Annotated in this window: 13 protein-coding genes; 5 read left to right on the top strand and 8 right to left on the bottom strand. The window is 63.1% G+C overall.

What is annotated here, in order from left to right; translation table 11 throughout:
- On the bottom strand, positions 1–602 hold a 602-nt coding region (tolQ, locus tag AXW67_RS06405; protein WP_245315452.1), incomplete at its 3' end, for a protein TolQ.
- Positions 603–1,191: 589 nt separating this feature from the next.
- Between tolQ and ggt the strand changes: the two genes are divergently transcribed.
- Positions 1,192–2,928, top strand: a complete 1,737-nt coding sequence (gene ggt, locus AXW67_RS06410) for a gamma-glutamyltransferase (protein WP_063677175.1) — start codon at positions 1,192–1,194, stop codon at positions 2,926–2,928.
- Between the two features lie 284 nt (positions 2,929–3,212).
- Positions 3,213–3,500, top strand: a complete 288-nt coding sequence (locus AXW67_RS06415) for a hypothetical protein (RefSeq protein WP_063677176.1) — start codon at positions 3,213–3,215, stop codon at positions 3,498–3,500.
- Between the two features lie 171 nt (positions 3,501–3,671).
- Here AXW67_RS06415 and AXW67_RS06420 read toward each other — a convergent pair whose 3' ends face one another.
- The 3 genes from AXW67_RS06420 to AXW67_RS06430 are packed head-to-tail and all read right to left on the bottom strand — an operon-like array spanning position 3,672 to position 6,999.
- A complete protein-coding gene (locus tag AXW67_RS06420; protein WP_063677177.1) occupies positions 3,672–4,907 on the bottom strand; it encodes an ABC transporter permease in 1,236 nt (411 codons plus the stop codon).
- Complete coding sequence (locus AXW67_RS06425) at positions 4,904–5,635, bottom strand: ABC transporter ATP-binding protein (protein ID WP_063677299.1); 732 nt, start codon at positions 5,633–5,635, stop codon at positions 4,904–4,906. Before AXW67_RS06425 ends, AXW67_RS06420 begins: the two co-directional genes overlap by 4 nt.
- Before the next feature lie 14 nt (positions 5,636–5,649).
- The gene (locus AXW67_RS06430) at positions 5,650–6,999 is read right to left on the bottom strand and encodes an efflux RND transporter periplasmic adaptor subunit (RefSeq protein ID WP_082907801.1); all 1,350 of its coding nucleotides are present in this window, start codon (positions 6,997–6,999) and stop codon (positions 5,650–5,652) included.
- A gap of 980 nt (positions 7,000–7,979) precedes the next feature.
- Between AXW67_RS06430 and AXW67_RS06435 the strand changes: the two genes are divergently transcribed.
- Both AXW67_RS06435 and AXW67_RS06440 read left to right on the top strand, forming a co-directional pair.
- Positions 7,980–8,390, top strand: a complete 411-nt coding sequence (locus tag AXW67_RS06435) for a hypothetical protein (RefSeq protein WP_063677178.1) — start codon at positions 7,980–7,982, stop codon at positions 8,388–8,390.
- A gap of 118 nt (positions 8,391–8,508) precedes the next feature.
- Entirely contained in the window at positions 8,509–9,027 is a 519-nt protein-coding gene (locus tag AXW67_RS06440) for a DUF2231 domain-containing protein (RefSeq protein WP_063677179.1), read from the top strand.
- A gap of 61 nt (positions 9,028–9,088) precedes the next feature.
- On the opposite strand, the gene AXW67_RS06445 is transcribed toward AXW67_RS06440, so the two are convergent.
- From AXW67_RS06445 to AXW67_RS06460, 4 genes are all read right to left on the bottom strand, one after another.
- Positions 9,089–9,799, bottom strand: a complete 711-nt coding sequence (locus AXW67_RS06445; RefSeq protein ID WP_063677180.1) for an SDR family NAD(P)-dependent oxidoreductase — start codon at positions 9,797–9,799, stop codon at positions 9,089–9,091.
- Between the two features lie 30 nt (positions 9,800–9,829).
- Positions 9,830–10,120: a type 1 periplasmic-binding domain-containing protein gene (locus AXW67_RS06450; RefSeq protein ID WP_063677181.1), complete on the bottom strand. Its 291-nt coding sequence runs from the start codon at positions 10,118–10,120 to the stop codon at positions 9,830–9,832.
- A 42-nt stretch (positions 10,121–10,162) separates the two neighbouring features.
- A complete protein-coding gene (locus AXW67_RS06455; RefSeq protein ID WP_063677182.1) occupies positions 10,163–11,743 on the bottom strand; it encodes a class I adenylate-forming enzyme family protein in 1,581 nt (526 codons plus the stop codon).
- Between the two features lie 73 nt (positions 11,744–11,816).
- Entirely contained in the window at positions 11,817–12,476 is a 660-nt protein-coding gene (locus tag AXW67_RS06460; protein WP_063677183.1) for a 2-hydroxychromene-2-carboxylate isomerase, read from the bottom strand.
- 212 nt (positions 12,477–12,688) lie between these two features.
- On the opposite strand from AXW67_RS06460, the gene AXW67_RS06465 reads away from it, so the two are divergent.
- Complete coding sequence (locus tag AXW67_RS06465; protein WP_063677184.1) at positions 12,689–13,189, top strand: winged helix-turn-helix transcriptional regulator; 501 nt, start codon at positions 12,689–12,691, stop codon at positions 13,187–13,189.
- Positions 13,190–13,252 lie beyond the last annotated feature (63 nt).

Here is a 13,252-nt window from a genome sequence, read left to right on the forward strand (position 1 = left end):
GCAGGAATGGCGGCGATAAGGCCGATTGCGGTCGCAAACAGCGCTTCCGCGATGCCCGGCGCCACCACCGCCAGCGAGGTATTCTTCGACGCCGCGATCGACTGGAAGCTCGACATGATGCCCCAGACCGTGCCGAACAGGCCGACGAAGGGGCCGGCGGAGCCGACGGTCGCCAGCACCAGCAACCGGCGTTCCAGCCGCTCGACCTCGCGGGCGATCGAGACGTTCATCACCTTGTCGATGCGCATCTGCAGGCCCGCGACCGACCGCGCATGGCTCTCGAACGAGCGCTTCCACTCGCGCATCGCCGCGACGAAGCAGGCCGCCATCGAATGCGTCGGCTTGGCCGACAGCGTGCGATAGAGCTCCTCGATCGACTCGCCGGACCAGAATGCCTGCTCGAAGCGGTCCATCGAGCGGCGGGTGCGCGCGTAGAGGAAGATCTTGTCGATGGCGATCGCCCAGACCCATACCGAGCAGGACAGAAGGCCCAGCATGACCCCTTTCACGATCCAGTGAGCCTGCCAGAACAGCGCGATCAGCGACACGTCGGCGGAGGCAGCAACCGGAAGGGCTGACTGAGCCACGTCGGCCGGATTCATAAGCAGTATCCTCTCAAGGCGATCGTTCCATATCCTCCGGGAGCAATATGGCTGCCGGTTACCCAAAGCCGCACGGGTCGCGCGCAGCTCACAAGCCTGCACAAAGCCTTGTCTTTTTGGATTGCAGCGGCCCGTCCAAAGCCGGCCGTCTGCTTTCCCTGCCAAGATGTCAAAACTATGGGCCTCGACTAAGCCTTTGGGCGCGACTTGCCAGCTTTTACCAGACCCCGACGATAGTTAATGCGGGGTTACCAGAGACGAATTTGGCGGCCGAAAAGGGAGACGGCACAGGCGGTTGGGCGCCTGCTGGCACGGACAAGGTGGGGCGCGGTGGCTGACGTATCGGGGCTGCCTGCCCCGACCCGGATCGGTTCCCTCCTGCTTGCGGGGAGGCCAGGGAAGGAGGCCACAGGGGGATTCTCACCGTCGTTGAGGCCACTTCACGATTGGCTCCCCCTCTCCTGGGAGCGCAGCATGCGCTACAACCCCACCGTTCCACTTCGGATTTCACAGCGGGCACGAGCTGATAGGCTGCGCTGGCGGACAACAATATGTGCCGGCATCACCGGCCCAGCCCAAGGAGCTTCCCGTGCCGAAACCACAGACAGGCCTGCGGTGGATCGTCGCCGCGATCGTATCGGTCAGCCTCGCAACGTTCAGCCCCGCGCGCGCGGCGTCGGTCGCGCCGGTCGCCGCGGAAAACGGCATGGTGGTGTCCGCGCAGCATCTGGCGACCCAGGTGGGCGTCGATGTGCTGAAGCGCGGCGGCAATGCGGTCGATGCCGCAGTGGCCGTCGGTTATGCCCTGGCCGTCGTCTATCCGGCAGCCGGCAATCTCGGTGGCGGCGGCTTCATGACGATCCAGCTCGCCGACGGCCGCAAGACCTTCCTCGACTTCCGCGAGACGGCGCCCAAGGGCGCGACTGCGAACATGTATCTCGACAAGGACGGCAACGTCATCAAGGGCATCTCGACCAAGGGGCACCTGGCCGTAGGCGTTCCAGGATCCGTCTCGGGCATGGAATATGCGCGCGAAAAGTACGGCACCATGAAGCGCGCCGACTTGCTCGCCCCCGCGATCCAGCTCGCCGAGCAGGGCTTTGCGCTGGACCAGGGCGACATCGACCTATTGCGTACCGCCACCGCGGATTTTCAGGACGATCCCGCATCGGCCGCCATCTTCCTCAACAACGGTCAGCCGTTCCAGGTGGGTGAGAAGCTGGTGCAGTCGGAACTCGCCAAGACGTTGCGCGAGATCAGCAGCAAAGGCACCGACGGCTTCTACAAGGGCTGGGTCGGCAGCGCCATCGTGGCATCGAGCCAGGCCGGCAAGGGCCTGCTCACGCAGGACGACCTCGACGGCTACAAGACGCGTGAGCTTGCACCCGTCGAATGCGACTATCGCGGCTACCACGTGATTTCCGCGCCGCCGCCGAGCTCGGGCGGCGTCATCATCTGCGAGATCCTGAATATCCTGGAGGGCTATCCGCTGAAGGAGCTGGGCTACCACTCCGCGCAGGCCGTGCACGTGCAGATCGAAGCCATGCGTCACGCCTACGTGGACCGCAACAGCTACCTCGGCGATCCGGACTTCGTGAAGAACCCGCTCGACCGCCTCCTCGACAAGAATTACGCGACCAAGATCCGCGCCGTGATCGATCCGAACAAGGCCGGCGTCTCCAAGGACATCAGGCCGGGCGTCGCGCCGCACGAGGGCAGCAACACCACGCACTATTCGATCGCGGACAAGGACGGCAACGCGGTCTCGGTGACGTACACGCTGAACGACTGGTTCGGCGCCAAGGTGACGGCGGCCAAGACCGGCGTGCTGCTGAACGACGAAATGGACGACTTCACCGCCAAGATCGGGGTGCCGAACCTGTATGGCCTGGTGCAGGGCGAGGCGAATGCCATCGCTCCGGGCAAGCGGCCGCTGTCCTCGATGAGCCCGAGCATCGTCACCAAGGACGGCAAGACGGTCATGGTGGTGGGCACGCCCGGCGGCAGCCGCATCATCACGGCTGTCCTGCAGACCATGATCAACGCGATCGATTACGACATGAACGCGCAGGAAGCCGTCGATATGCCGCGCATCCACCAGCAATGGCTGCCGGACCTGACCAATCTCGAGACCTATGCGCTGTCACCGGATACGCAAAAGATTCTGGAAGGCATGGGCCACAAGTTCGGGCCGCCGCAACCGGCCAACCATCTCGCGGTCATCATCGTCGGCGCGCCGTCACTGAACGGCAAGCAAGTCGGCAACAACCGCTACTACGGTGCGAACGACCCACGCCGCAACTCGGGATTGGCTGCCGGGTACTGAGAACCTCGTAGCGTGGGTTAGTCAGACGGGCCCGGCCGCAACAAGAGCGGTGGGTTACGCTTTGCTAACCCACCCGACGGGACTGCCCTTCGACGGACAGTGGCGCGCTGAAAACGTCGCTATGCAGTTTGTGCCACGCGCGAGGGTTATTTCACCGGTCGATCAGCAACACACTCTATTGTCTTTACCTGGAAGCCGCTGACGATGCGGGTGCGGGCAGTTCGAAAATACCACCAATAGGAGATGCTGACGAACCGCCTGACGACCTCGTACGGGAGATCCGCATGGAACAGATTCTGATCAACCTCGTCTCAGGCGCGCTTGGTGGAATTGGCGCCGGCAAGTCTTCGCCGACATTTGATCTCGGAATGGCCGGAAATGTCATTTCGGGTCTGGTCGGTGGCGGAGTGCTCGGCCAGGTCGTTACGTTGCTGCTTCCGTCCATCATGGCTGCAGTACAATCCGGAAACCTGAGTATTGGCGGCATTGTGTCACAAGTCGTCGCTGGTGGCGCCGGCGGGGCGATCCTCACCGCGATCATCGGAGCCATCAAGAACAAGGCTGCCGCCTGATCGACGAGGCAAAGGGACAAGGCCTCACGGCTTCTTCCTCGACGTTCGCGCGTGGAGCTCGAACGATGCTGGAATAATGGAGGTTGAGCCTACGGGCTCGCGGTCGCGAGCGTTTCGCCGCCGCGAAATCGCATCGCGCGGAAAAACCAAAGCCCCCTTTCAGCTCATCGCCTATTCGAAGCGCAGCGCCACAATTGGATCAAGCCTTGCTGCCCGATGGGCCGGATAGAGGCCGAAAGAAATTCCGATGAAGCCCGCAAATCCGCAAGCCAGCACGATCGCCCAGGGACTGATCAGGATAGGCCAACCAGCTTTCCACGCGATTGCGACTGCCGCGACAGCTCCCGACACCGCACCCACAAGCCCTCCCATCAGCGACAAGATCAGGGCCTCGATCAGGAATTGCCATCGGATGTCGCGGCGGCTCGCCCCAACCGCCATGCGCAAACCGATTTCGCGGGTACGTTCGGTCACCGAAACCAGCATGATATTCATGATGCTAATTCCGCCAACGACCAGCGAAACCGCTGCCACCGCGATTAACAGAGTGCCGAGGAGACGCACGGCGGCGCCTCGTGCAAACAGAATATCCGCTGGATTCTCGATCTTGAAATCGCTGGGGGCGTCGGCGCGAATGCGGTGCCGCTGGCGAAGCAGCGTCTCGATCTGCCGTTCGATCTCCGGCATCGCAGTTGCGTCAGATACCTTGATCGATATGAAATCCAATGCTTCGCGCGTTGTGCCGCGCACGGCGCCCAGCACCCGGCTTTTCGCGGCTGACAGCGGGATGAACACGACATCGTCCTGGCTGCGGCCTGCCGCGCCTGCCCCCTTTTTGCCCAGCACGCCAATCACGGTAAAGGGAACGTTGCCAATCCGAAGCGTCTCTCCCGGTCCCGTGCGCCCATTGAAAAGCTCCTCGACGATCACCGATCCGACGATGGCAACCTTGGCTCCGGATACGATCTCGTCGCTCGTAAAGGACCGGCCATCGGCGACTTGCCATTCGCGGGCCACCAGATAGTCGGCATTGATTCCGGCCACGACCGTCACCCAGTTCTTGTTGGCGGCGACCAGCGGAATCGAACGCGACAACAGCGGAGCCGCGACCCGCACGTCCACCAGTTCGCGGCGGATTGAAGCAGCATCCTCTTCCGTCAGCGTGGGCTGCGTTCCCGATTCAAGCCTTGCTCCGCCGGAATTTCTGGCGCCGGGCATGACGAGCAGGAGGTTGGCTCCCAGCGTGCGGATCTTCTCCGAAACTTCCGCTTGTGCGCCGGCTCCCACCGACACCATGCAGACCACGGCCCCCACGCCAACGACGATCCCAAGCACGGTCAGGGCGCTTCGCAGTTTGTTGACGCGAAGCGCCCGCGTGGCGATTCGCAAGCTTTCCAGACCTCTCATGGGGAAGAACCCAGGACTGCGGTATTCAAAGGCGAATTCCTGGCTGCTACTTGGGCGTCCTTGATGATTCGCCCATCGTGCAGCGTGATCTGTCGCCGCGCGCGGTCGGCGACGTCGGTCGCGTGGGTCACCACGATGATCGTGCGACCATCGTGGTGAAGAGTCTCGAACAGCGACAGAATCTCATCGCTGGTAGCACTATCCAGCGAACCGGTCGGTTCGTCAGCCAGGATGAGAGCAGGATCGTTGACCGTCGCACGGGCAATGACGACCCGTTGCTGCTCTCCTCCCGAGAGTTGATTTGGCCAATGATGCCCGCGGTCGGCCAGGCCTACGCGCTCAAGCGCTTCTTTGGCTGCGCGACGTCGTCGAGAGGGAGGAACGCCGGCGTAAACAAGCGGAAGTTCGACATTTTCCAGCGCAGTTGCCCGCGGCAGAAGGGCCGGCACCTGGAATACGAAGCCGATGTCGTGCCTCCTGATGGTCGCGCGTCCATCCTCGCTCAGCTTTGCAACCTCTCGGCCGTTGAGCGCATATTCGCCGGAATCCGGCCGATCCAAGAGCCCCAAAAGGTTCATCAGCGTCGACTTTCCGGAACCCGAGCGGCCGCGAATTGCAACAAAATCGCCATGCTCGATCGCGAGCGACACGTCCGATACTGCGCGAACGATCGTCCCTCCACAGGAATAGTGCCTTGAAAGCCCGGCGGTTCGGACCAGCGGCGGCATCGTTGAATCCAATCTCAAAATCCGAGACGCAGGCCGAAATTGCCCCCTTGCTTCTGGGTGTTCGCAATCCCGATGATCACTTGCTGGCCCTCCGCAAGCGGGCCCTCCAGCAGTTCTGCACTGTTGTCGTCGCTCACGCCGAGTCTCACTGGGACCGGCGTTGGTCGCCCATCGTCGCCGACCAGCCAGACCGTCGCGGAGGCCTTGGAGGCGCCCTGGTCGGCATTCTCTTGACCAGACGTGGGGTTGGCATCGCTTGGCCGGAAACGCAGCGCCTGGCTCGGAATCTTGATGATCCCGCCAGTATCACTCACCACAATGCGAAGCTGGGCCGTCATTCCCGGCAGCAACAGGAGATCCGGATTTGATGCGGACACGATCGTCGTATAGGTGACGACGTTCTGCACGACCTCGGGAGACTTGCGGATCTGTAGAACCCGTCCACTGAAGGTTCGATCGGGATAAGCATCCACTGTGAACTGCGCGGTCTGCCCCGCCCTCAACTGGCCGACATCCGCCTCGTCGATCTTGCCATGGACCTCCATCTCGCGCAGATCGTTCGCGATCTTGAACAATGTTTTGGCTTCGAGGCTGACAGCGACCGTTTGTCCGGGATTGACGTCCCGCTTGATGATGATCCCATCGATCGGCGCGCGGAGCACGGTACGATCAAGATCAAGCTTCGCCTGATCGAGTGCCGCCTGCCTCTGCTCGACAACAGCCTGTGCATTCTCGAGATTGGCCTCGGCCATGTGCACTTCCGCTTTCGCGATCGCAATAGCCTCGGCCTTCATCTGGATCTGCTCCAGGGAGCCACGCAGGTCCGCGGCGCCCGCGTCGCGCAGAGCCCGTGCCTGGCTCAAGTCTCGTTCGGTTCCGCTTCCAGTGCGGGCCAATGCGAGCTTTCGCTGGAATTCCCTTTCGACTTCGTCTTGCCTCGCCCCATTTGCGGCCGATTGATCCTCCGCCAGCTTTTCGCCAGTCCGTGCATTCGCCACCGCCACCTTCGCTCGTTCCAGCGCGGCGTCTTGCACCTGGGCGGTAGCTCTCGCCACTCTCAGCGCGGCTCTCGCTTCATTGACCCGGGCAGCAAAGATCTCCGGGTCGATTTGCGCAATCGGCTGCCCGGCCGTTACGCTATCGTTGAAATTGACGAACACCTCCGCAATTCGCCCTGACAATTGCGAGCTGACATCGACGCTTGCGACTGCCTCGACGGTGCCGCTGGCCCTCACCAAAGTCGAGATGTTGCCCCGTTCGACCGGGGCGGTGAGGAAGGTCTCGGAAGAGCTTCCCCGGCTGTATGTGTAGCCAAGACCCGCGGCCACCGTGCTCAGCAGAATGGCCGTCGCGACGAAACGCATGGGGTTGTCACCCCCTCTCGCCCCCACCTTGCGCGGAGCATCAACTACGCTTCGCGTGGCGTAACGCCTGGAAAACGTAACCGAGCCCCGCGCTCTTCAGGGCTACGGCGCTTGATGTTGGAAGCAAGCGACATCGTACTGGGAGTTGGCGTGTGCATTGCTGGTTGAGTTTCCCGGGTTTGTTGGGGTTCCAGCGTAGTTCTTTTGTACGCCCACAACGTCCAAAGCGAACGGGGACATACTGCTGAGGCCGCCCGCGCCCAGCTGACCCGGAGGACCACCGGCTGTACCGCCTGAGAGGGTACCGCACGATGCGCCGCCCGAAGCACCGGACGGCTGCGTACCAGGTTGGCCCTTCGTCACACCGAGACCGGCAGCCGAGCCATGGGGATTGTCGGCGAAGACCACGCTCGCGGAGGGAAGCAGTAGGCAGGCACCAATTACAAGAGAGGCTAACACGTGTTTCATCTCTGCACTCCCTTTCAAGGCTATGTTGCGCATTGGACATAGTTGTTTGGAAATGCTGCGTGGAGCGTATTGGCCAACGCTCTAACGCGCCAATCGCGGTCGAGGCGGTAGGGCCCGACCCCGATCACTGCGAAACACCAGAAGGTACAGAATATTCCTGGACTCTGCGCTTTTCTGTCCCTCCTTTCAGCAATCCTTCGTGCGCCACGCGCGGCGAAAAGCTGCCACGATGCCCCTCGCCAAAACTGACTTGTCTGTCAGAAACTATCAGTCCTTCGGGAATCAACCAGGACATCCGCGAAAGGAATCGGGGCATTTCACGTCAACGCCGCCTGCTTGAAATACCGACAGGCGGCGTTGGTCCAGCCCCGGGAGGGTGAAGCAAAATCCCGGCAAGGCGTACAACCCCGGTCCGCAGTCTTTATTTCCCCGCTGGCTCAGTTTTTCAGATTCAGATCGTGACACTCGAGTCAAATACGGACGATGCCCTTTACCGCATGACGAGGAGATGCATGGCGTTCGCGATCAAGGCTGAAATTCGCGACCCGCGGGCGCGAACCTTCGCATTCCCGGCGCAGAAGACGATGTATGACGGCAAGCACATCAAGGCGGGCGATGCGATCTTCCTGTTCGCAAGCGAGAAAGAGGGCGGTCAAGGTCTCATCGCGCGCGGCGTGGTGACATCCGCCGAGGCGGTCGCGAAGAAGCGCGGCATCGCCCGGCAGACACCGCGTGTCAGCATCACCGTCCGTCGCACCGCGCTGGCGAAGCGGCCGCTGGGGCGGAGCGGCCTCAAACCGTTCGCCGACTGGAAGGACGGCCGTCCCGAGACCGAGCTCAACTTCAAATTCTATCGCCAGGCGACCAACAAGATCGTCGGCCTCTCCGAGGACGCGGCGGCGTTCCTCTGTACATTCTTCTAGCCGCACGGCCGATACCGGCTGCGCCGGTCAGCCAGGCTGCCTCTGTCCGGCGGATACGGAGGAACCTGCACGCGTCCCGAAAATTGTTCCGGAAGATCACTTTCGGCGAGGTTTTGCCATGAGCATCAACCCCAAGACGACCGCCGCCATCGGCGATCACCCGCTCCATCCGATGATCATCCCGTTTCCCGTCGCGTTCCTGGTCGGCGCCCCCATTGCCGATCTGGCCTTCATTGGAACCGGCGATGGTTTCTGGGCCCGCGCCGCAATGTGGCTGATCGGCGCCGGCATCGTCATGGCGCTTGTCGCCGCCATAGCCGGCTTTACGGATTTCCTGAGCGAGGCCCGCATTCGCAGCCTGAACGACGCCTGGTACCACATGGTCGGCAACCTTGCGGCGGTCGTGCTGGCGCTGGTCAATTTCTACCTTCGCTATGCGCAAGGCGCCGAGGCCGCGATCAAGCCCTGGGGCGTGGTGTTGTCCCTGATCGTCGTCGGCATCCTCCTCTTCACCGGCTGGAAGGGCTGGGAGATGGTGTACCGTCACCACGTTGCAGTGATGGACGCGCCGGGCCAGACGAGCTCGGAGCCGGTCACGCCGCCCCACGGCGGCGAGAGCCATCGGCACGCCGCCTGAACGGAACGGGTCAGACATAGACGCCTGGCGTCGCCGACGGCGCCCGGCCGTGCTCCCTGCCCTACCACTTCTCCTTCGACGTCCGCACGTCGAGCTCGAATGACCAGGCGCGCTGAGGCTGCCGGTAGAGAAAGGCGAAACCGTCGACGATGCCCTCGATGCTGATCAGGCTGTCCTCGCGGCTTGCCAGATCCGGAAAGCGCGTCATGATCTTGTCGCCGGCGATCGCGCCGTCGACCACGACATGGCCGACGTGGATGCCGTCGGGCGCGTACTCCTTGGCCATCGCCTGCGCCAGCGTGCGCAGGCCCGCCTTCGCTGAATTGAACGCGCCGAAGCCGGAGCGGCCGCGCAGCGAAGCGCTGGCGCCGGTAAACAGTAGCGTGCCGGTTTTCTTCGGCGTCATGCGGCGCATCGCCTCACGGCCGAACAGGAAGCCGCCGAAGCAGACCACGCGCCAGGCCTTCTCGAAATAGTCGGCTTCCAGCTCGATGATCCTGCCGGCCGTGTTGTTGCCGGCGTTGTAGATGGCGAGATCGAGGTCTTCGCCCGCGGCATCGAACAGAGCGACGATGTCGCTTTCCTTGGTCGCGTCCGCGACAAAGGGCACGGCCGCACCACCCGCCTGCTCGATATCGCGCGCGACGGCCTGCAATGCGGACAACGTCCGCCCTGCGACGATCACCTTCAGTCCATCAGCCGCGAAACGCTTGCAGAGCTGAGCTCCTAAGCCGCGGTCCGGGCCGACGCCGATCACGATTGCCGTCTTCATTGCACCCTCCGAGGATTGGATACCGGAGCCTCAATCACCGTCCGCGCTCAGCACATTGCCGAATTGCTCCCAGGAGCTTCCGGTCCAGCGCTGCAATTTCAACTGCGTATAGGCCATACTGTTGCCCGGGCCGGTGTTGATTGTCACTCCCGGCACGAGCGTGGGCAATGACAATCCGCGGATGCCCCTCGCCTGCTTGAGGACGTTCTCGCGCGAGAGATCATCGCCGCACTGCTTCAGGACCTGCTCAAGGATCTGTCCCTGCTGGGTCCCATGGAGATAGTTGGCATCGCCGATGTCGGCGCCCTGAACATTCGACACCTCCCCTTGCCCTGAAAACGACTCGCGCGTCCGGCGCAGCGGTCAACCTGTCGCCGCCATATCTGCGGTCCCGGCAAGCGCGAGCTCGCGAAGCTTGTGCTTGAGGATTTTTCCGGTCGAGGCTGCCGGCAGCGCATCGAGCACGATCAGCTCGGTCGGCCGCTTGTAGGCTGTGAGCTGGCTCGCCGCGTAGGATTTCAGCGCTTCGGCGTCGACGCGCGCACCCGGCAACAGCTGGACGTAGGCGACAACCTCCTCGTTTCCATCCACGGGGCGGCCGACCACCGCCGATTGCACGACGTCGTGGTGCGTGTTGAGCACCGCCTCGATCTCCGCCGGATAGACATTGAAGCCGGAGCGGATGATCATCTCCTTGGTGCGTCCGACGATGTAGAGCTGCTCACGCTCGTTCATCCGGCCGAGATCGCCGGTGTTGAACCAGCCGTCGCGATCGATGGCGGCCGCCGTCAAATCAGGCGCGCGGTAATAGCCGAGCATGATGTTGGCACCGCGCACATGCAGCTCGCCGACCTCGCCGATGCCGACCTGCCGCCCGTCGCGATCGACGATCCTGTGATCGATGCCCGGCAGGAAGGGGCCCACCGTCTCGTCGGCCGCCGGATTTTCCTCGCGCACGCCGGCAAGGCCCGGCGAGCACTCGGTGATGCCATACCCGTTGAGGAGGGAGACGCCGAACTCCTCTTCCATCCGGCGCTTCAGCTCGAGATCGAGCGGCGCGCCGGCGACGCACATCAGACGGAGGTTTCCGCGGCTGAGCTGCGCGATGCCGTTGACGGCCTTGTATTCGAGCAGGCGCTGGTACGTTGCGGGCACGCCGTACAGCGTGGTGATGCCTTCCTCCGCCAGAGCACGGGCAAGCGCCGCGGGATCGGCCTTCGAGACGACATGCAGCGCGGCACCGTGCATCAGCGTCGAGATCAGGAGGATCGAATAGCCGACGATGTGCGACATCGGCAGTACGCCGTAAATGCGATCGCCCGGCGCGGTCCGGCGCAGATTGCCCGAGACCTTTGCCGCGACCAGCAGATTGCGATGGCTGAGCATCACGCCTTTCGGCGCGCCCGTGGTGCCGGAGGTGTACATCAGCGCGGCCACCTGCCGTTCGCTGAGCGCTTCGACCGGCTCGACCTTCGCCGCCTCATGCAGCGCGCCGACGCCGATGCCGCCGAACGGGCCCACGGCGCGCAAGCTTGCGCTGGTGCGGCTCGCATGATCGGCGGCATCCTTCGACAAGGCGGCATTGAACAGCGCGCGGCGTGCGCCGCTGTGGGTCGCGATGAGATCGAGCTCGCGCGCCGAGAGGCGCGGATTGACGGGGATGGCCCAGGCATCGAGGGTACTTGCCGCGAACAGCATGGCCCCGAGCGCGACGCTGTTCTCGCTCACGACCATGACGCGATCGCCGGGCCTGATCGCGAGATCGGCGAGATCTTTCGCGGCCGCATCCACGGCATCGGAGAAGTGCCGGTAGGTCCAGACGCGGCCGGCCTCGACGAAGGCAGGCAGATCGGGCGAGGTCTCGGCGAAGGGAGCATAGACCTCGTGAACTCTGCGCGGCAGTCGCGCGATGAGATCGGCCATATCGACGTCGTTGCTGGTCATGCGGTCCTCCCTGGTGGACAGGCGCAGGCCCGTGACCGGGCTCTCTTGCGCGCGAGCAATGAAGCGGAGCGGATCAGGCCGAAGCGGCGGACGCGACGCGCGGCGTAACCTGCGACAATTGGGCGAGGATCTCCTCCTCGACGTCCCGGAGCTGATCCTTGCCGAAGAACATCTCGTCGCCGACGAAGAAGGTCGGCGAGCCGAACGCGCCGCGAGCAACCGCATCCTGCGTCAGCTCCATCAGACGGTTCTTGACCGCGAGCTCCTGCGACTTTGCCGCGATGAGATCGAAATCGATCCCGGAGGCGGTCAGCGCCGCGCGCATCACCGCGGGATCGTCCATCTTCTTCGGCTCTTCCCACATGTGGTGGTAGACGGCGCGAAAATACGGCGCGAACAGCCCGAGCTCCTGGGCCGCGACGGCGCCGCGCATCAGTTGCAGCGTGTTGACCGGGAAGAACGGGTTGGAACGGAATCCCGTGATGCCGTGCCGGCGCAGGAAGCGCGCCGTCTCGACCTCCATGTATTCGCGCTTGTTCCTGATGCCCTTCAGGGAATCGGCGGGCGACGAATTGCCGGTCAGCTTGAAGATGCCGCCGAGCAGCACCGGCACATAGTCGAACGTCACGCCGGTGCGCTTCTCGATGTCTGGGATGACGCGGTCGGAGAGATAGGCGTTGGGGCTGCCGAAATCGAACAGGAACTGCACCCGCAGCGGTCGCGCGCTCGACATGGTCACATCCTCCCGCCGATTTGGCTTGTTGAGCCCTGAGAGCTCATCTTGCGGCGACCATATAGTTCTAAAATAGAACTGTCAAACCGAAGCAAAAATAAGCTTACGTCAGCACAGATCGTGATGGTTGAGGACTTTCATTCCATTTTGGAATTTTATATTGTCGGTGCGAAGAACGCATTGGAAATTCAGCTGTTTCGAGGATCGGACGGATGCGGTGGGATTCGCTTGAGCAGGAACAGTGCTCGGTTGCCAGGACGGTGGCCGTGATCGGCGATCGCTGGAGTCTGTTGATCCTGCGCGACTGCTTCCTGCGCGTGCGCCGGTTCGAGGAGTTTCAGTCACGGCTCGGCGTCACCAGGCACATCCTCGCCGACCGCCTGAAGAAGCTCGTCAGTTTCGGCGTACTCAGGCGCGCGCCCTATCAGGTGAACCCGACGCGGCACGAGTACATCCTCACCCAGAAGGGACTCGATCTCTATCCGGTGGTGATGGCGATCGTGCATTGGGGCGACACCCACATGGTGGATGAGCGCGGCCGCCCCCTGCTCCACGAGCACAAGAACTGCGGCAAGATGTTCGACCCGGTCATGGTCTGCTCCGAATGCGGCGAGCCGATCATTGCGAAGGAGGTCCATGTGCATGCGGGCCCCGGCGCGGCGACAGGCACGGCCGAGGAGATCGCAGCCCGCGAGGCCGCGCGCGCGAGATAGCGCGGCTTGCCACGGCGCCCTCGATGTTGAACAACAGGCGACCATAGACCTCCCGCCAAACGG

The organism is Bradyrhizobium neotropicale, from assembly GCF_001641695.1.
In the GTDB taxonomy this organism is placed as follows: Bacteria; Pseudomonadota; Alphaproteobacteria; order Rhizobiales; family Xanthobacteraceae; genus Bradyrhizobium; species Bradyrhizobium neotropicale.

What these genes read in the sequence shown, in the direction of transcription:
- AXW67_RS06435 (WP_063677178.1), top strand. Translation starts at nt 7,980, where the DNA reads ATGGCGTTCGCGATCAAGGCTGAAATTCGCGACCCGCGGGCGCGAACC.
- AXW67_RS06455 (WP_063677182.1), bottom strand. Translation starts at nt 11,743, where the DNA reads ATGACCAGCAACGACGTCGATATGGCCGATCTCATCGCGCGACTGCCG.
- AXW67_RS06445 (WP_063677180.1), bottom strand. Translation starts at nt 9,799, where the DNA reads ATGAAGACGGCAATCGTGATCGGCGTCGGCCCGGACCGCGGCTTAGGA.
- AXW67_RS06465 (WP_063677184.1), top strand. Translation starts at nt 12,689, where the DNA reads ATGCGGTGGGATTCGCTTGAGCAGGAACAGTGCTCGGTTGCCAGGACG.
- AXW67_RS06440 (WP_063677179.1), top strand. Translation starts at nt 8,509, where the DNA reads ATGAGCATCAACCCCAAGACGACCGCCGCCATCGGCGATCACCCGCTC.
- AXW67_RS06415 (WP_063677176.1), top strand. Translation starts at nt 3,213, where the DNA reads ATGGAACAGATTCTGATCAACCTCGTCTCAGGCGCGCTTGGTGGAATT.
- AXW67_RS06420 (WP_063677177.1), bottom strand. Translation starts at nt 4,907, where the DNA reads ATGAGAGGTCTGGAAAGCTTGCGAATCGCCACGCGGGCGCTTCGCGTC.
- AXW67_RS06460 (WP_063677183.1), bottom strand. Translation starts at nt 12,476, where the DNA reads ATGTCGAGCGCGCGACCGCTGCGGGTGCAGTTCCTGTTCGATTTCGGC.
- AXW67_RS06425 (WP_063677299.1), bottom strand. Translation starts at nt 5,635, where the DNA reads ATGCCGCCGCTGGTCCGAACCGCCGGGCTTTCAAGGCACTATTCCTGT.
- AXW67_RS06430 (WP_082907801.1), bottom strand. Translation starts at nt 6,999, where the DNA reads ATGCGTTTCGTCGCGACGGCCATTCTGCTGAGCACGGTGGCCGCGGGT.